Annotated in this window: 14 protein-coding genes; 7 read left to right on the top strand and 7 right to left on the bottom strand. The window is 64.6% G+C overall.

Annotated features, from left to right (window positions below):
* Window positions 1-9 precede the first annotated feature (9 nt).
* The 6 genes from AC4BBN_RS12565 to AC4BBN_RS12540 form a co-directional block, all read right to left on the bottom strand.
* Complete coding sequence (locus AC4BBN_RS12565) at window positions 10-1,407, bottom strand: GNAT family N-acetyltransferase (RefSeq protein ID WP_490592316.1); 1,398 nt, start codon at window positions 1,405-1,407, stop codon at window positions 10-12.
* 17 nt (window positions 1,408-1,424) lie between these two features.
* The gene (locus AC4BBN_RS12560) at window positions 1,425-2,135 is read right to left on the bottom strand and encodes a TVP38/TMEM64 family protein (protein WP_490592315.1); all 711 of its coding nucleotides are present in this window, start codon (window positions 2,133-2,135) and stop codon (window positions 1,425-1,427) included.
* Window positions 2,132-5,980, bottom strand: coding sequence for a non-ribosomal peptide synthetase (locus tag AC4BBN_RS12555; protein WP_490592314.1), 3,849 nt, complete (start codon window positions 5,978-5,980; stop codon window positions 2,132-2,134). Before AC4BBN_RS12555 ends, AC4BBN_RS12560 begins: the two co-directional genes overlap by 4 nt.
* Window positions 5,968-7,746, bottom strand: coding sequence for a patatin-like phospholipase family protein (locus tag AC4BBN_RS12550; protein WP_490592313.1), 1,779 nt, complete (start codon window positions 7,744-7,746; stop codon window positions 5,968-5,970). Before AC4BBN_RS12550 ends, AC4BBN_RS12555 begins: the two co-directional genes overlap by 13 nt.
* 136 nt (window positions 7,747-7,882) lie before the next feature.
* Entirely contained in the window at window positions 7,883-8,590 is a 708-nt protein-coding gene (gene lolD / locus AC4BBN_RS12545) for a lipoprotein-releasing ABC transporter ATP-binding protein LolD (protein WP_490592312.1), read from the bottom strand.
* A complete protein-coding gene (locus AC4BBN_RS12540; protein ID WP_490592311.1) occupies window positions 8,583-9,839 on the bottom strand; it encodes a lipoprotein-releasing ABC transporter permease subunit in 1,257 nt (418 codons plus the stop codon). The genes lolD and AC4BBN_RS12540 overlap by 8 nt, the downstream gene beginning before the upstream one ends.
* Window positions 9,840-10,416: 577 nt before the next feature.
* Between AC4BBN_RS12540 and AC4BBN_RS12535 the strand changes: the two genes are divergently transcribed.
* From AC4BBN_RS12535 to AC4BBN_RS12505, 7 genes are all read left to right on the top strand, one after another.
* Entirely contained in the window at window positions 10,417-11,298 is an 882-nt protein-coding gene (locus tag AC4BBN_RS12535) for a helix-turn-helix domain-containing protein (RefSeq protein ID WP_490592310.1), read from the top strand.
* 148 nt (window positions 11,299-11,446) lie between these two features.
* Window positions 11,447-12,175, top strand: coding sequence for an SDR family oxidoreductase (locus AC4BBN_RS12530; protein ID WP_490592309.1), 729 nt, complete (start codon window positions 11,447-11,449; stop codon window positions 12,173-12,175).
* 2 nt (window positions 12,176-12,177) lie between these two features.
* Window positions 12,178-13,743: an FGGY-family carbohydrate kinase gene (locus AC4BBN_RS12525; protein ID WP_490592308.1), complete on the top strand. Its 1,566-nt coding sequence runs from the start codon at window positions 12,178-12,180 to the stop codon at window positions 13,741-13,743.
* Window positions 13,744-13,809: 66 nt separating this feature from the next.
* Window positions 13,810-14,883: an ABC transporter substrate-binding protein gene (locus AC4BBN_RS12520; protein ID WP_490592307.1), complete on the top strand. Its 1,074-nt coding sequence runs from the start codon at window positions 13,810-13,812 to the stop codon at window positions 14,881-14,883.
* 6 nt (window positions 14,884-14,889) lie between these two features.
* On the top strand, window positions 14,890-15,714 hold the full coding sequence (locus AC4BBN_RS12515; protein ID WP_490592306.1) for an ATP-binding cassette domain-containing protein: 825 nt from the start codon (window positions 14,890-14,892) through the stop codon (window positions 15,712-15,714).
* A complete protein-coding gene (locus AC4BBN_RS12510; RefSeq protein WP_490592305.1) occupies window positions 15,711-16,973 on the top strand; it encodes a sugar ABC transporter permease in 1,263 nt (420 codons plus the stop codon). Before AC4BBN_RS12515 ends, AC4BBN_RS12510 begins: the two co-directional genes overlap by 4 nt.
* A gap of 147 nt (window positions 16,974-17,120) precedes the next feature.
* Complete coding sequence (locus AC4BBN_RS12505) at window positions 17,121-18,134, top strand: hypothetical protein (protein WP_490592304.1); 1,014 nt, start codon at window positions 17,121-17,123, stop codon at window positions 18,132-18,134.
* Between the two features lie 72 nt (window positions 18,135-18,206).
* Here AC4BBN_RS12505 and AC4BBN_RS12500 read toward each other — a convergent pair whose 3' ends face one another.
* The gene (locus AC4BBN_RS12500; protein WP_490592303.1) at window positions 18,207-18,527 is read right to left on the bottom strand and encodes a hypothetical protein; all 321 of its coding nucleotides are present in this window, start codon (window positions 18,525-18,527) and stop codon (window positions 18,207-18,209) included.
* Window positions 18,528-18,643 lie beyond the last annotated feature (116 nt).

Here is an 18,643-nt window from a genome sequence, read left to right as displayed (position 1 = left end):
CCTGATGCGCTAGCCTGAGATATCGCTGTCCGGGTCGTCCAGCGCGCTCAGGCCGAGGGGGATGGTGGGGACGCGATCGGCGCTGTACTGGTCGAGCAGAAAAACGCTGGCGTTGTCCAGGTCTTTGCCCACCGCGCCGCCTTGCAGCACAGCGGCGAATTTGCGCCAGGCCAGGTCGGGCTCGGCCAGGGTGAAGCTGTAGGCAAACAGATCGCCCTGCGCCTCGCGGCGTGTGGCCATGACGCGTAGGGTCGAGGCTTCGGTGCTGCCGAGCTGGATGGACACCTCGGTCCATACCTGCAGCGGCAGCCGCGTTTTGGCATAGGCCTGAAAGCCTTCTTCGTACAGCTCCACCAGCTGCAGGTCCACGGTTTGCGGCCTGCCGTCCAGCGCCAAGGCCAGCTGGCCGTGGCATTTGACGGAATAGCGCTGGTGCGGCCCGACCTCGATCACCATGGCTTCGGCCCAGGGCACAGTGGGCAGCACCGACTGGTACTGGGGCAAGTTGTAGATGGCGGCCAGCTGGGCTTTTTCGCGGCCGCTGAGGTCGCGGAACACCTGGGTGCGCTGGTTGAAGAAGTAGTCCAGCATGGCCGGCGTCATCACCGGGTCGTTGGTGGTGAAGTAGCGGCGCGTGGGCCACTGGATGTTGGGCAAGCGGCTTTTGACGAAGTAGGAATAGAGGTCCTTGCGCCGGGGCTTGCCCGCATAGCGGCGTTTGAAGGTTTGCAGCGCGGTGCGCAGGTTCAGGTAGGCGCCGATGGCTGGCGCGCCGTTGGCAAAGTCGTAGTGCTGCACCACATGGCTCTTGAGGCGCTGGAAGAACAGCAGCGACTCGTACATCTCGATGCGGTTGGGGTTGACTGCGATCACCAGGTGGGTGGTGTCGAAGTAGCTGGTGCAGTACTGGTACATGAACTTCATCAGCGGAAACAGGATAGAGCCCCCGGTCTTGCGGAACTTGGGGTGCACCGCCAGGGCGGAAATTTCAGCGATACGGCCGCGCTCGGCATGGATGTGCGCCAGATCAAACACCGACTGCATCGGAAAGCCAAAGCTGCTCTGGCGGATCAGCGAAATGGTGCCCACCACCTCGCCATCGAACAGCGCGCACAGCGTGGTGGTGGTGGGCAGGGCGTGGTAGATGGTGGCGCGCAGGCCCGAGGGCTGGGGCTGCATGAAGCCGCTGTCCACATAGGCGTCGTGCAACAGGCGGAAGCAGGCCTCCAGCTCGTCCTGGGTTTCGGCGATCTTCAGCACCAGCCGGGCGTCGGGACTCGGGTCGCAATCTACAAACGAGCGGTAGACCGAGAAGCGTATCGCCCTGGGAAACAAGGCAAATGCCTTGCGCAGCGCCTGGCGCGCGCGTTTGCGTGTACCGGACGAACGAAAGCTACGGGCAGACATGGGACAAGAATAGGTGATTAAGAGCGGGTGTGCGGCTTATTTGAAGCCACGGCAGGCGATGCAGCTTTGCGCAGCCAACGGTGCAGTGCCCAGGCACCTGCAGCCATCAGCGCCACAGTCAACAGGCCCAGCGCGACCGTCAGCGGGCCCGGCGCACGCAACGCGGCCACGATGCGGTCCACAAAAAAGGCGATGACCACCATGCTGGGCAATATACCCAGGCTGGTGCCCAACATCATGTGGCGCAGCCGGATATGCGAAGCGCCAGCCACCATGTTGACGATGGCAAACGGCGCCACCGGCACGATGCGAACCAGTACCACGGCCAGCAAGCCACGTTCGGCCAGGCTGCGGCTGACGGCGTTGACGCGCTCACCCCCCAGGCGCTGCAGCACCTCGCGGCCCAGAACCCAGCCCAGGCTGTAGCTGGCAGCCGCCCCCAGCAAAGCGCCTGCCAGGGTGCAGCCCATGCCGACCCAGGGCCCGAAGGCGACCATGGTCACCAGCATCAGGAAGCCGACCGGCACCGCCAGCGTGCTGGCCAGCGCAAAGCCGCCCACCACCGCCACCGGCCCATAGGACTGGCCCAACTGGCGCAGCGCCGCCACGATGCGGTCGGCGTCCAGCCAGGCGCGCAAGGGCGAAGCACTCCAGGCCACGGCCAGGCCGACCAGGGCCAGCAGCGCCAACACCAGGCCCAGCACACGCCAACGCAAGGAGCGGTTCAAGGTATCACGTCCATGCGTTCGGTAATGGCCTGGGCCAGTTCGCCGATATTGCCGTGCTCGAAGATGGAGCCGTGCAAGCCCGGTATCTGCTGCTCGTACAAATGCTTGGGCATGAGCCGGCGCCAGGGCGCAAACAGCCAGCGCCCCCAGCTGGACAGGCCGGAGGACTTGAGCAGCAGCGTAGGCCCGTCAAAGCCCGAGGGCCGGTAACCCTTGAGCGCCATCACCTGGCTGACCAGGCCGGGGTCGTTGAACATGGCGCCCATGCGCCGCCCGTTCAGGCTCAGCTCCTGCATATGCAGGCGCCGCACCAGCCAGCTGCACAGGCGCCAGAACGCGGTGCCACCCAGGCGCGAAGCTGGGTAGGTGGTGTCGATCAGGAACAGGCCGCGCAAGGGCACTTCGCGCTGGCGCAGCAGGCGCGCGGTCTCCAGCGCCGCAATACCGCCCACCGAGAAGCCGGCCACAAAGCCGGGCCGCTTGCCATGGGCCTGCACGCAGTCGGCATACAGCTCGGCCAGCTCGTGGATCTCGGCAATGGGTTTGTCCAGCGGCGGCTGCAGCATGTGCACATCACAGGCATTGCCCAGGGCCCGCGCCAGGCTCTGGAAGCGCATCAGATCACCGTGGCCGGACACGGCCAGGTACAGCGGCACGCGCCCGGTGTCGGCGCCCAGGTTGCGCATCACCTGTGCGTCGCCGGTCTGTTTCAGCAGGGCGGCGGCCAGGCTTTCCACCGTGGGGTGTTCGGTGATGAGGTACATGGGCACTTTGCGGCCCAGCAGCTTTTCGATGCCGGCCAGCATGCTCACTGCGGCCAGGGAGTCGCCGCCCACGTCGAAGAAGTTGTCGAGCACGCCCAGGGGGTGCACATCCAGCACCTGTTCCCACAGCGCCAGCAACTCGGGCTCGTATTTACGGCTGGGCGCGCGGGCTGTGGCACCGCCGTTGTGGAACCAGGGCTCGGGCAGGGCTTCGTAGTCGATCTTGCCCACCGTACTGGCGGGCAGACCGGGCAGCATGGTGATGCCGCTGGGGATCATGTAGTCGGGCAGACGCACACGCAGCGCAGCCTGCAGGCTGTCGGGTGTGGCGTGGGCGCCGTCCGCCGCCATTGCCACCCAGGCGTGGATTTGCGGCCGGCCCTTGCGCTCGACCAGCTTGGCCGCAGCCTGCAGCACGCCTTCCACAGCGGACAAGGCGGACTCGATTTCGCCCAGCTCGATGCGGTAGCCACGCAGCTTGATCTGCCTATCCATGCGCCCCAGGAAATGCAGATTGCCATCACCGCCCAGCCAGCCCCGGTCGCCGGTGCGGTACATGCGCTGGCCGGGCAAAAAGGGGTCGGGCAGGAAGACCTGGGCATCCAGATCCGGGCGGTTCAGGTAGCCACGCGCAATCGCGTTGCCGCCAATGAAGACTTCACCGGGGACGCCCATGGGGGCCGGCAGCAAGTCGTGGTCCAGCACATAAATGCGGGTGTCGTCTATGGGGCGGCCTATGGGCAGGGCCGTGTCCAGGCGGTGGTTTTCGCACTCCCAGGCGGTGGCAAAAATAGCGGTTTCGGTGGGCCCGTAGACGTTGTACAGCCGGCTCCCGGTTTCCCTCAGAAAGCGCTGGGCCAGCTCGGGCGACAGCACCTCGCCCCCGCAGCAGGCCACGCGCAGCTTCAGGCCCTTGCGATGGCCCGCAGAGTCCAGAAACCGGCTCAAGGTGCTGGGCACAAATGCCATGATGGTGACGCCGTGCTTGACAGCAAAGTCAGCCAGGGACTCCGGCAGCAGGCGCCCGGGCGGCGGCAGGGCAATGCTGGCGCCATGCACCAGGGGCAGCAGCAATTCGATCAACGAAGGGTCGAAGGTGACCTGGGTGGCCTGGGCCGAACGGTCATGCCACTCCACCGCATAGGCCCGCGACAACCAGCCCAGGCGGCGCGCCAACGTGCTGTGCTCGATCATCACACCCTTGGGCCGCCCGGTGGAGCCCGAGGTGAACAGCACATACGCCAGATCATCCGCCGCCGGCCCGACCGTGAGGCGCGGCACCGGCTGCTGGGCCAGTGCGGCCTGGGTCTGCTGCCAATCGACCTGCAGCGTGCAGGCATGCAGGCCGCCCAGACGCTCAGCCAGCGCGGGCTGTATCAGCAGGGCGATGGCGGCGCTTTCCTCCAATATGCCAGCCAGACGGGCCAGCGGAGCGTCCGGGTCCAGCGGCAAAAAGGCGGCACCGGCCTTGGCCACGGCCAGCAAGGCCACCACCATGTCGGCGGAACGCTCCATGGCCATGGCCACGATCTGGTCCTTGCCCGCACCGCAGGCCAACAGGCGCCAGGCCAGATGGGTGGAGACCTGGTCCAGCGTGGCGTAGTCCATCTCACCGCCATCCCAGACCAGGGCATTCGCATCGGGCCGCAGGCCGGCGTGCTGGACGAACTGGGCAATAAAGGGCTCGACCACCGCCATGGAGGCCACGTCCTTGTGCAGGCCGTCGATCAGCGCCCAACGCTCTTGCTGCGGCAGCAAGGGTACGCTGTACACCGGGGCCTGGGGCGTATCGATGGCAGCCTGCACCAGGTTCAAGATGCGGCGCCCCAGCAGCTCCACTTCGCCAGCGGCAAAGCAGGCGTCGCTGGCTTCCAGCGCCAGCTCCACATCCTGGTCCGGGTCGAACTCACACACCGTCACGCCCAGCGGGAAGCGCGCCACGCCAGAGAACAGCTGGCGCGACTCCACCACCTTGGCCTGGCCAAACGACACCGCATAGTCCTGCCGCTCAAAAGACAACAACAGGTCGAACAGGCCATCGCGTCGATGGCGCGCCATCTCCAGGGTACGACCCAACTCGCTCAAAGGGTAGCGCGGGTGGCGCAACGCGGACCGCATGGCGCTGCCCACGGCGGCCAGCAGCCCCTCCAGCGTCATATCGGGTGTCAGACTGACAACTACGGGCATCACGCCGACAAACATGCCCAGGGTGTCGCTGAAGCGCCGCCCGCCCCGGTTCAGGCTGGGTACGCCCACCACCACTTCCTGGCGGTTGGCGATGCGCGCAAAGTACAACACCAGCGCCGCCAGGAAATAATTGAAGGCGCTGGAGCCCCGCTCTGCAGCCACTTGGCACAGCTTCGCGTAGTCCGCGCGCGCCAGGCGCTGCAGGGCGATATGGGCGCGTGGCAGCTCTTGCTGGCGGTTGCTGGCGTAGCGCCGCTCTATCAAGGGCTGCGGCAGCACCGGCATCTGCGATTGCCAGTACGCGGCATCGCGCTCGAAGGCAGGCGACTCGCGGTAGGCCTGCGATTCTTCGATAAATTGGGTGTAGCCCGGCACCCGCTTGGGGATGGGCACTTCGCCGGCTTCCAGCGCGTTGTAGATCTCGCTCCAGCGCTTGCCAACCTGGGTGGTGCCCCAGCCGTCCATCACCAGGTGGTGGAACTGGATCAACAAGCCGTGCAGCACGTCACTGCCGCGCAGCAGCACAAAGCGCCAGGGCGGCGTGCCATCCAGCACAAAGGGCACGGCCATGCGCTGCTGCCACCAGGTACGCATGGCGTCCTTGGGGTCGGGCTCGGTGGACAGGTTCACCAGGTCCAGATGCACAGCAACGTTGCTCAGCAGCTTCTGGCTGCCGTCGGCCATGGGTGCCAGGCGCAGGGCCTCGTTTTCCTGCACCAGCAGGGCCAGCGCGGCCTGGAAGCGATGCAAGTCCAGCGGCCCCACCAGATAGCAGCAACCGCCGATGTTCAGATGCGCGCTGCCAGCCCAGGTGGCCTGGTCCAGCCAGACCTCGCGCTGGCTCAGGGACAGATCGAGGTCTGCGTGCAAACCTGCAGGGCTTACGGTGTCCATTGCGCAATCTGCTCCACAGCGTAGCGGTAACCCAGCTCGGCAATTTCGTCGGCACGGCGGTAGGCCATCATGGGGAAATCTGCCACCGGCGGCTCCAGGTAATGGTCGGCCTGGGCCATGGTGGCGCTACGTTGGTTCAGCCCCCCGATGTGCCCGGCGCGGTAAAGAATGTCGGCAATACCCGGCGTAGCCCGGGCGCCGCGTGAGAAAAAACCCTTGACGGTCTGCCGCACGGACAGGCGATTGAGCGCCACGTCCACGCCCATATCCTGGCGCACATCCACGTCAATGGCGATGATGGTGCCGTTGCCATTGCGGCGCTCCAGTGGCGTACCCAGGCGCATGCGCATGGCCTCCACGGGCACGTTCTCCAGGATGGCGCCGTCCACCAGCAGCTCGCCCTGGTGGACCACCGGCGGAAACAGGCCAGCGGGCGAGTTGCTGGCCAGCACGGCGCGCCACAGCGGCCCGTTTTCCTGCACCGTGGTGCGGGCCGTGGTGAGGTTACAGGCGGCAGCGAAATACGGCGTCCACAGCGCGTCGATCTGGGTGTCGCCAAACATCAGGCGCAGGTCGCGCGCGACGCGCTGGCCCGACACCAGCGAGATCACCGGCAAGGTCAGCCGCTCGCCACCTTCGGCAAACTTGCGGGTCTGCTCGCGGATCTGCTCCAGCGGCAGACCGTAAGCGTACTGGGCGCCGATCAGCGCACCCATGCTGTTGCCGCCCACCACGTCCACCGGAATCTGAGCCTCGTGCAGGGCGCGCAGCACCCCTAAATGGGCAAAGCCACGGGCGCCACCGCCACCCAGTACCACACCCACCGCGCGCCCGGTCAGAAAGCGCGCCAGGCGTGCATAGTCGGCAGCATGTCCGCTGCGCACCGGGTAGACGCGCTCCAACGACCGGCCGGCGCGCCAGGGCCGGCGCGCCTCAGGCCACACGGCCTGGGCCGGGTGCAGCAGCACCATATGCTGGCGCTTCATGGCAAAGCCGGGCTCGGCAGCCAGGCTCTGCTCCAGTGCGTTCAGCTCCAGCGGGCTGCCCGCCGAGGCCACAAAAATGACCTGGTCGGCCTGCCGAAAGGCCTGGCGCGTCCAGGCCGATGGGCTGGTGTCGGCCTCGTACACCAGAAAGTCGAACTGGTCTTCCAGCACATCGAAATGGTGTTTGTGCACGTGCGTCTCGGCGGCAGGCGGGCCTATGTGCTGTACCGTGCCCATGCGGGCCAGTGCTGCCATCAGCGCCCGGGCCACCTCGGTGGCGGCTGCGCCGTCGCACAGAGGAACCACCACAAAAGCCTGGGCCTGGTGCCGCTTGGCGTGCTGGGTGGTGTGCCGCAGGTGGTCAAAGATCACTTGGGTGAAGACGCGGTTCAGCTCCAGCGGATGCTGCACCAGCAGCGCTTCAAAATCGGCCCGGCTGAGCACCGCCAGGGTGGAGTCGCGCACCGCCGTCACGTCCGCCGTGCGGGGCTGGCCCAGAATCAAGCCGACCTCGCCCACACTCTCGCCGGAACGGATTTCGTTGTAGAGCAAAACGCTGCCCTCGGGCTTGCGGCGCGACACCCGCAGCCGCCCAGTCACCACGAAAAGCATGCTGTCGGCAGGGGCGCCCTCCTCCAGCACCAGGTTGCCACCGCGCACATCCTGCTGCTGCAGCCCGGCAGCCAACGCGTTGAGCGTGGCTTCGCACAACGAGCCAAACACCCGGCTGTCGCGTAGCACCTGGATGACCCGCGCGTGGAACATCTCCCGCTCTAACATTGGTTCACGTCCTCGTCTTTGCCTCTGACGCGTTGTACTCCACGCCGCCTCAGTTCTGTATACAAATTAGCACATTGTTACAAGTGTACGTCGGCTGTATGACGGTTTGGCAGTTAGCCAATAACGTGTTGAAAGACTATGACAAGCTGCTGGACGGTGCAGGAGGGGCCGCAGAGAACTGCCCCAGGTTCAAACGCAGGGTGCGGCCGCAGCGGGCGGCCAGGGACTCGTCATGCGTGACCAGCACAAAGGCGGTGCCCTGGTCGCGCGCCAGCTGCAACATCAGCGCAAACACGCCGTCTGCGGTGCTGCGGTCCAGGTTACCGGTGGGTTCGTCGGCCAGCACACAGGCCGGCTGGGTCACCAAGGCACGGGCGATGGCCACGCGCTGGCGTTCACCGCCCGACAGCTCGGCCGGCCGGTGGTGGATGCGCTCGCCCAAACCCACGCTTGCTAGTATTTTGGTAGCTTGCTGCGCAGCATCGGCGCGCGGCATACGCCGAATCCACAGCGGCGTAGCGACGTTGTCCAGCGCGCTGAACTCAGGCAGCAAGTGGTGGAACTGGTACACAAAGCCCAGGTGCTGGTTGCGCAGCTGGCCCTGTTGTGCCGGGCCCAGCCGCGCCAGGTCCTGCCCATGCAGCTGTACCGAGCCACTGGTGGGCGCATCCAGCCCGCCCAGCAAATGCAGCAGCGTGCTCTTGCCGGAGCCGGAGGCACCCACAATGGCCAGGGTTTCGCCGGCAAACACCTGCAGGTCCACGCCCTTCAACACAGTCACGTCCAGACGGCCCTCGGTAAAACGCTTGGTCAGGCCTTGCGCCTGTAGAACTAACTTACTCATAGCGCAGAGCTTCCGCTGGATTGACGCGGCTGGCGTGCCAGCTCGGATAAATAGTGGCTACAAAAGCCAGGATCAGCGAGATCACCGCGATCGGCACGATGTCGGCCTGCTGCGGCTCGCTGGGCATGCGGCTGATGAAATACACCTCTTTGGGCAAAAAGCTGGCGTGGAACAAGTGCTCCAGCGCCGGCACGATGACGTCGATATTGAACGCCACGCCAAGGCCCAGCAGCAGCCCGACCAGGGTGCCCATCACGCCCACCATGGCGCCCTGCACCATGAAGATGCCCATGATGCTTTTCGGGCTGGCGCCCAGGGTGCGCAGGATGGCGATGTCGGCGCGCTTGTCGGTCACCGTCATCACCAGGGTGCTGACCAGGTTGAACGCGGCTACGGCGACGATCAGGGTCAGGATGATGAACATCATGCGTTTTTCCACCTCTACGGCGGCAAACCAGGTTTTGTTCTGCTGCGTCCAGTCGCGTATCAGCAGGTTGCCGCTGAGGCTGCCGGCCAGTTGCTGCGCCACCTGGCGCGCCTGGTGCAGGTCCTGCAGCTTGACGCGGATGCCGGTCGGGCCTTCCAGGCGGAAGATGCGGGCCGCATCGTCCATGTGCATCATCAGCAGGGCCGAATCGTATTCATAGTGGCCCGACTCGAAGGTACCCACCACCGTCATCTGCTTCAGGCGCGGCACCACGCCAGCCGGCGTCACCTGCCCGCTGGGGGCGATCAGTGTTACCGGGTCGCCCTCGCGCACGCCCAGGCTGCGCGCCAGGTCTATGCCCAGCACCACGCCAAACTGGCCCGGCACCAACTTGTCCAGCGTAGCCTTGGGCAGGGCCACGGCCAGATCGGTGACCTCACCCTCAACGGCCGGGTCTATGCCGCGCACCAAAGTGCCTTTCATGTCCTCACCGCGCGCCAGAAGTGCCTGGCTTGCTATGAAAGGTGCAGCACCCACCACATTTGGATTGTGTTTGACCTCGGCCAGGGTCTTGGCCACATCGGGCAAGGCCTGGCCGTCGGGGGCAAATATTTCGATATGCGCCACCACCGACAGCATGCGGTCGCGCACCTCTTTCTGGAAGCCGTTCATCACGCTGAGCACGATGATCAGCGCCGCCACCCCCAGGGCAATGCCCAGCATGGAGACACCGGAGATGAAGGAAATGAAGCCATTGCGGCGCGTCGCACGGCCAGCCCGGGTGTAGCGCCAGCCCACCAGGAGTTCATAAGGGATTTGCATGGAGCGGTTGGAAGCAAAACAGCGGCGATTGTGGCATCCCGTCCGCGCGGAGCCGGGGGCGCCCGCCACAAGCCCCCATGAAAAAAGCCTCTGCCACATAGAAGCTATGCGCCAGAGGCTGAAACCCAATACGGGCCGCCGTTGCCCTGGGGCGTCGGCGGTGTCGGGACTACAGGAAGAGTCCTCGAAGCCAACCCATGGGGAAGACAACGAGGCCGCAATCCTCCCAAGCGCGCCGCCTGGCTATGTGTCGGAATCGTGCGGGCAATGTTGCATTTGCAATCTAAGCCACACATTTACTATAAAAAATGTAGCTACTTGTGCACGGTATATATGCGCCAGAGGCCAAAAATACCTATGAAATACAAAACCCCGAATACATGCATTTGGGTGCCGATCTCGGCCCGTTTCCCGCCCACTGATACAAACTAAGTACTTACCCTAGAAGCAAAAAAAGTATCAGTAATGCAGGGCTTGCGCAGTAGTAAGACCGTAGGCGGCTTTCTAAACTAAGGCCATCGCAGGGTGCATTGCCCCTGCCAAGTGCAACCCCTACAAAAACACAAGGAGATGGTTGATGTCACCGTACCTCGAATTGGTAGGCATACAGCAGCAGGAATCGTTCAAGGTATGGTCGCATGGCTACCCCTATGAAACCGTGCGCTGGCACTTCCACCCGGAGTACGAGCTCAACTACATCAGCCACACCTCGGGGCGCTTTTATGTGGGCGACCGCACCGGCACCTTCGAGCCTGGCCAGCTGATGCTGATCGGCCCCAACCTGCCCCACAACTGGATCAGCGAAGTGCCGGCCGGCGTATCGGTGCCCGAGCGCTGCACGGTGCTGCAGTTCTCCGGCAAAAGCATCCAGGGCGGCATCGAGGCCTTTCCTGAGCTGGGCCAGCTGGAGACGCTGCTGGCCGATGCGCAGCGCGGCATTCTTTTCTCTCCCGAGGCCACCGCCAAGGCCGTGCCGCTGCTGACCGCATTGCTGGACGCGAAAGGCTTTCAGCGGGTCTACAAATTCCTGGCGCTGCTGGAAATCCTGTCGCAGGACCAAGGCTGCACGCTGCTGGCCAGCCCCACCTTTCGACCCGACACGCAGGGCTACCAGTCGTCCACCATCAACCAGGTGCTGGCCTACCTGGCTGACCATCTGCAAGAACGCCTGAACGAATCCGACCTGGCGCAGTACGCCGGCATGGAAGCCAGCGCCTTCTCGCGCTTCTTCCGCCGCCACACCAGCCTGCCGTTCATCCAGTACCTGAACCGGCTGCGCGTGAACCGGGCCTGCGAGCTGCTGATCTCGTCCGAGCAGCCGGTAACCGACATCTGCTACGCCTGTGGCTTCAACAACCTGTCGAACTTCAACCGCCAGTTCCTGGCACAGAAGTCCGTTCCGCCCTCGCAATTCAGGCGCTACTACCGGCTGAACGCGGACTGCGAGGCGGCAGCCTAGCGCCACCGCCCCCCCCTAACCCCGCCCCCCCGAAGAGGCTGCCGATGGCGGTCGGGGGAGAGCTTTATCCAAAATTTTCTCAACCTAGAACGACTATGCAGACACACAGCGCTTCCCTCCCCCACACCCGCAACCGGAGAGCACAGGCATGAACCACGCACTCCACGGAAAAGTTGCAGCCGTCACGGGCGCCGCGTCCGGCATCGGACTGGAATGCGCGCGCGCCATGCTCGCTGCGGGCGCCACGGTGTTTCTGGTGGACCGCGCAGCCGACCGGCTGGCAAGCCTGTGTGCCGAGCTGGGCGAGCGCGCCATTCCGCTGACGGTCAATCTGCTGGACGCCGCCAGCGTGGCCGGCATGCTGCCCGCCATACTGCAGCGCGCCGGCCAGCTGGACATCTTCCACGCCAATGCCGGTGCCTATATCGGCGGCGAAGTCGCCACCGGTAACCCGGACGACTGGGACCGCATGCTGAACCTGAACATCAACGCCTGCTTCCGCTCCATCCAGTCGGTGCTGCCGCACATGAAAGAGCGCAAGACCGGCGACATCATCGTCACCAGCTCCATCGCCGGCATCGTGCCCGTGGTGTGGGAGCCGATCTACACCGCCTCCAAATTCGCGGTGCAAGCCTTTGTGCATACCGTGCGCCGCCAGATCGCTCCGCATGGGCTGCGCATCGGCGCGGTGGCCCCCGGCCCCGTCGTCACCGCGCTGCTGGACGACTGGCCCAAGGCCAAGATGGACGAAGCCCTGGCCAACGGCAGCCTGATGCAACCCACAGAAGTGGCCGACTGCGTGATGTTCATGCTGACCCGCCCGCGCAACGTGGTGGTGCGCGACCTGGTCATACTGCCCCTGAGCGTGGACCTCTGACCATGCCACATACAGCGTATGTCATCGGTGTCGATATCGGCACCCAAAGCACCAAGGCGGTGTTGGTCAGCGCGCAGGGCGACATCGTGGCCCAGTGCGCACAGAGCTACCAGGTCGAAACGCCAAAACCACTGTGGGCCCAGCAGTGGCCGGACGTCTGGCTGGAGGCCGTGGAATATTGCATAAAAGGCGTTCTAGCGCAGGCAGGCATTGCGGCGGCTGCTATCAAATCCATATGCGTCAGCAGCCTGTATGGCGGCAGCGGCATCCCGGTGGATGCAAGCGGCAAGGCGCTCTACCCCTGCCTGATCTGGATGGACCGGCGCGCGCAGGACGAGGTGCGCTGGGTGCACGAAAACGTCGATCTGGAACGCCTGTACGACATCACCGGCAACGGCGTAGACAGCTACTACGGCTATACCAAGATGCTGTGGCTGCGCGAAAAGGAACCCGCCGTGTGGGCCCGCACCCACCATTTCCTGCCGCCCAACAGCTATGTCAACGCCCGCCTGACCGGAGAGGTGGCGGTAGACCACAGCTCGGCCGGCAATATCGGCGGTGTGTACGACGTGAAGGCCCGCGCGTGGTCGGATGAAGCCCTGCAGATGCTGGGCATTCCGCGCCGCATGATGCCGGACCGCCTGGTCGAATCCAGTGGTGTGGTCGGCCCGCTGCTGCCCGAGTGGGCCGAGCGCCTGGGCCTGCTGGCGGGCACACCGGTGGTCGCCGGTGGTGTGGACGCCGCCGTGGCCACGCTGGCCGCAGGTGCCGCGCAGCCGGGCAACCATGTGGCCATGATTGGCACCAGCATGTGCTGGGGCACCATACGCCCCAGCGTGGATGCGCGCCACGGCCTCATCAGCATGCCGCATGTGTTCAACGGTGCGCAGGACTTGTATGTATTCGGCGGCGCCATCACCGCCGGCGCATCGGTCACCTGGTTCCGCGAAACCTTTTGCCAGGCCGAGATCGCCGCCGGCAAGGCCCAGGGTGTGGACCCGCACAGCCTGCTGGAAAAAGACGCTGTGCTGCTGCCTCCCGGCAGCGATGGCCTGCTGTTCCTGCCCTACCTTATGGGCGAGCGCAGCCCGGTATGGGATGCACAGGCCAGCGGCAGCTTTGTGGGCCTGGGCCTGCACCATGGCCGGCCGCACCTGTACCGCGCGGTACTGGAAGGCGTGACCTACGCGCTGCGCCACAACATCGAGGCTGGCGTAAAAGGTATCGCCCAGCTGGACGAACGCCTGGTCGTGGTCGGCGGCGCCAGCCATTCGGACATGTGGATGCAGATCATTGCCGACGTCACCGGTCGCCCGGTCTACACCCTGGCCGACGACGTGGAGGCCTCGCTGGGCGCGGCCATGCTGGCCGCCTTTGGTGCCGGCTTGATCGGTGCCGACGCGGTACGCCAGGGCTGGGTCACACCGCTGCCGCGCACCACGCCCCAGCCGGCCGCACACGCCGCCTACAACCATTTCTTCCAGCAGTACGTGGAGCTGTATCCCGCACTCAAATCCACCATGCACCGCCTGCGCCAACCGCCCCAAGGAGACATACCGACGACCTAAGCACCGCTTTCACACCCTGCATTTGTTGAATTGCCAATTTAAGAATTACATCCATAGGAGATAGACATGCCAAAACTCACACACCTCACACACATCGCCGCACTGGCCACCCTGGTGCTGGGCACCACCACCGCGTATGCCCAGACCATCACGCCAGGCAAGGTCGCCTTTCTGATGCCCGACCAGGCATCCACCCGCTACGAAGAACACGACAAGCCGGGCTTCGTGGCCGAGATGAAAAAGCTCTGCGCCGCCTGCGAGGTGCTGTACCAAAATGCCGACGGCGATGCGTCGCGCCAGCAGCAGCAATTCAACTCGGTGATCTCGCAGGGTGCCAAGGCCATCGTGATCGACCCGGTGGACTCCACCGCCGCCGCGTCCCTTGTCAAAGCCGCCCAGGCCAAGGGCATCAAGGTCATTGCCTATGACCGGCCCATCCCCGATGCCAAGGCCGACTACTACGTGTCCTTCAACAACGAAGGCATTGGCAAGGCGATTGCCGATTCGCTGGTGGCACACCTGAAGGCCAAAGGCGTATCGCCAGCCGATGTGGGCTTGCTGCAGATCAACGGCTCGCCCACCGACGCCGCTGCCGGCCTCATCAAGAAGGGCATCCATTCCAGCCTGGACGCCAGCGGCTACAAGATCCTGGCCGAATACGACACCCCGGAATGGGTACCCGCCAAAGCCCAGCAGTGGGCCAGCGGCCAGATCTCGCGTTTCGGCAAAAAGATCGTCGGCGTAGTGGCTGCCAATGACGGCACCGGTGGCGGCGCCATTGCGGCCTTCAAGGCAGCCGGCGTGAACCCCGTGCCACCGGTCTCCGGCAACGACGCCACCATCGCCGCGCTGCAGTTGATCATTGCTGGCGACCAGTACAACACCATCTCCAAGCCCAGCGAAACCGTGGCCGCGGCCGCCGCGCAGGTGGTGGTGAAACTGCTGGCCGGTGAAACCCCGAAAGCCGAGACCACGCTGTACGGCACGCCGTCGCAGCTGTTCGTACCGGCCGTGGTGACGGCCGAAAACCTGAAGGCTGAAATCATCGACAAGATGGTCAGCGGCAAGCCCATCCAGACCGCTGCCGTACTGTGCGTAGACCGCTACGCCGAAGGCTGCAAGAAGCTCGGCATCAAGTAAACCACCATGACAGCACAATCAATGCAACAACCTGCCTCCGCACGCGAACCGGTACTGCGCCTTCGCGGCATCAACAAGCGCTTCGGCGCGGTGGCGGCCCTCACCGATATCGATCTCGACGTGCATCCAGGAGAGGTGGTTGCCTTGGTTGGGGACAACGGTGCCGGCAAGTCCACCCTGGTCAAAATCCTGGCCGGGGTGCACCAACCCACCTCGGGCACGATGCACTTCTGCGGCCAGCCGGTATCGCTGGACGGCCCCAGCGCCTCCTTGGCGCTGGGCATCGCCACCGTGTTCCAGGACCTCGCCCTGTGCGAGAACCTGGACGTGGTGGCCAATATTTTTCTCGGCAACGAGCTGCAGCCCTGGCAGCTGGACGAAGTCAGCATGGAGGTCAAAGCCTGGCAGCTGCTGAACGAGCTCAGCGCGCGCATCCCCAGCGTGCGCATTCCGGTGGCATCGCTGTCTGGCGGCCAGCGCCAGACGGTGGCTATCGCCCGCTCGCTACTGCTGGAGCCCAAGCTGATCTTGCTGGACGAGCCCACCGCCGCCTTGGGCGTAGCCCAGACCGCCGAGGTGCTGAACCTGATCGAACGCGTGCGCGACAAAGGCCTGGGTGTGGTGATGATCAGCCACAACATGGAAGACGTGCGCGCCGTGGCCGACCGCATCGTGGTACTGCGCCTGGGGCGCAACAACGGTGTGTTCACCCCCAACTCATCGAACCAGGAACTCGTAAGCGCCATTACCGGTGCATCCGACAACTCCGTCTCGCGCCGAGCAGGCCGCCATGCCCCCGCCAGCACCCCCACCGAACAAAGCACAGCATGACCCGCGAAACCCACACCATTCCACCAGCCGCCACACCACTACTAGACCGCAGCGACGAACGCTACAAGGTCGAAACCGGCGTGGGCGGAGCCATCCGCAGCTTCATCGACCGCGTGCGCGCAGGCGACCTGGGCTCGCTGCCGGTGATCGTCGGCCTGGCCGTGATCTGGACCATCTTCCAGAGCATGAACCCGATCTTTCTGTCCAGCAACAACCTGATCAATATGCTGTTCGACGCATCGACCATCGGAGTAATCTCGCTGGGCATCGTCTGCATTTTGATGGTCGGCGAGATCGATCTGTCGGTCGGCTCGGTCAGCGGCTTTGCCTCGGCCATGGTCGGCGTGCTGTGGGTCAACCACGGCTGGCCGGTAGGCCTGGCGATTGCGGCGGCGGTGGCTGCGGGCGCCGTGGTCGGCATCGTCTACGCCCAGTTGTTCAACCGCTTTGGCATGCCGAGTTTTGTGTCCACGCTGGCCGGCCTGCTAGCCATTTTGGGGGCGCAACTGTATGTGCTGGGCGGCACCGGTTCGATCAACCTACCGTATGAGTCGCCGCTGGTGAACCTGGGCCAGTCGCTGTTCATCCCGGTGTATGTGTCCTATGTCGTGGTGGCCATGGCAGGCCTTGCCATCTACCTGAGCGGCAAGGGTACCGCCGCGCGGCGCCAGGCGGCCGGTCTGTCGGCCGAATCGCATAGCCGCCTGCTGCTGCGCGCCGGGGTGTTCACCTTGGTGCTGGAGACCATCGCCTACTACTTCAACCAGGACCGGGGCATCCCCTGGCTGTTTGGCATCTTTGTCGGCCTGGTGGTGGCGCTGGACTATGCCTTCACCCGCACCCAGTGGGGCCGCATGGTGAACGCCGTGGGTGGCAACCGCGAAGCGGCGCGCCGATCCGGCATTGATGTGCGCAAGATCTACACCAGCGTATTCATCCTGTGTGCCTCGCTGGCGGCCCTGGGCGGCGTGCTGGCATCGGCCCGCCTGGCGTCGGCCAGCCAGCAGGCCGGCACCGGCGATGTGAATCTGAACGCGATTGCGGCGGCGGTGATCGGCGGCACCAGCCTGTTTGGTGGCCGTGGCAACGCCTACTCGGCGCTGCTGGGCATCATCGTGATCCAGTCGATTTCCAGCGGCCTGACGCTGCTGGACCTGTCGTCCTCGCTGCGCTACATGATCACCGGTGCGGTGCTGGCGGTAGCGGTCATCGTGGACTCCATAGCACGCCAGTCGCGTGTGTCGCACGGCCGGGCTTGAGCCTGCTGCGCTTGCCCTGATCCCTGGCCCCTATAGGGGCCAGGATCGCGCACAGGGGATGGGTGGCCAGGGTTGACACGAATCTTTCATCAAACTGCCACAAAGCACACCTACATTCCAGGCTTTTATCCTGCTAGGTGCATCCCCATGTTTGTCAAAAGTCTGGTTGCCGCCATTGCCGCGCTGAGTCTGGTTTCCTGCGCCACCACCGGTGCGTCTACGCCAGCGGGTTTCTCCTTCGGGCTGTGGGGTGACATGCCTTACAAGAAGGCGGGCGACGACCCCAAGCTGCCAGCGGTACTGCAGAGCATCAACCAGTCCGACATCGCCTTCTCGCTGTACGACGGCGACATCAAGGACGGCAGCTCCAAATGCACGGACGACATCTATGCCGATGCGCTGAAGATGTTCAACACCCTGGTCAAACCCGTGGTGTACGTGCCTGGCGACAACGAATGGACCGACTGCCACCGGCTGAACAACGGCGGCTATGACGGGCTGGAGCGCCTGGCCTACCTGCGCCGTGTGATGTTCCCCACCACCGCCAGCCTGGGCCAGACCCAGATGCCGCTGGAGCACCAGGGCAAGCTGGGTGAGAAGTATGTGGAGAACACCCGCTTCAGCCACGGCGGCGTGGTGTTTGTGGGCCTGAATGTGCCCGGCAGCAACAACAACCTGATCCTGAACGCCAAGGAATGCACGGCCAAGAGCGCCCGCAAGGCCGAGCAGTGCGACGCGTCCAACGCCGAATACCTGGAGCGCGACACGGCCAACATCGCCTGGCTGCAAGCCTCTTTCGCCCAGGCCAAGGCGCAGAAGGCAAAGGGCATAGTGCTGGTGCTGCAGGCCGACCCCGGCTTTGACCTGCCCGAAACCGAAGACGTGGACGAAAGCACCGCCCCCGGCTATGCCGGCTACCGCAACTTCATGGCGGCCGTGGTGAAGGAGACCGAGCAGTTCTCCGGCCAGGTGCTGTTTGTGCACGGCGACACCCACTTCTTCAAGGTAGACAAGCCCCTGTACAGCCCCACCAAGCTGCTGCCCAACCTGACCCGACTGCAGACCTTCGGCAGCCCCTCGCTGCACTGGGTGCGCGTGACGGTGAATACGGCCTCGGACAACGTCTTCACCATCCACCCGGTGATCGTGCGCCAGCCGTGATGGCCTGCTTCAATTGCTATTAAAAAAGTAGCTACTAGCGCAGGTGTTATCTGCGCCAGCGGCATAAATCGCTTAAAACTTGTTCGCAGCCGCTGGTGCTGCGGGTGTGCGTGGCCAGTAGGCGGTCAGCAGGGCCAGCCAGCTGCGACGTGGTTGCACAGACAGACAGGCGGGGGACAGGGCCTCGATCTCCAGCCAGCCGCCAGCCGATACCCGGTGGCTCTCGCCTGCGCCCAGGTACACCGGCATATACGCCCAGTCGTGCGCCAGGTACAGGCGCTGGTGCAGGCATATGCTGCCCTGCTCCACCCGGATTTCAGCGCCCGGCGGAATGCGCTCCCAGGCGCGCTGGTGGGTTTGCAGTTGCAGAGAGGATACGGTGGCAGAGGTCATGCGGCACTCCTTGTGGGTATGCCTGTAGCGTAAAAAATCTGGCCCCTGCGCAACAGCCACAGAGCAGGCCTATCTGTTACGCAGCAGTGCAGAAATTGCGCATCTGTTATGGTCTT

It is taken from the genome of Rhodoferax sp. SPJ21 (genome assembly GCF_058216335.1).
The sequence above is the reverse complement of the archived record's forward strand: the minus strand, read 5'-3'. Positions and strand labels throughout refer to the sequence as shown.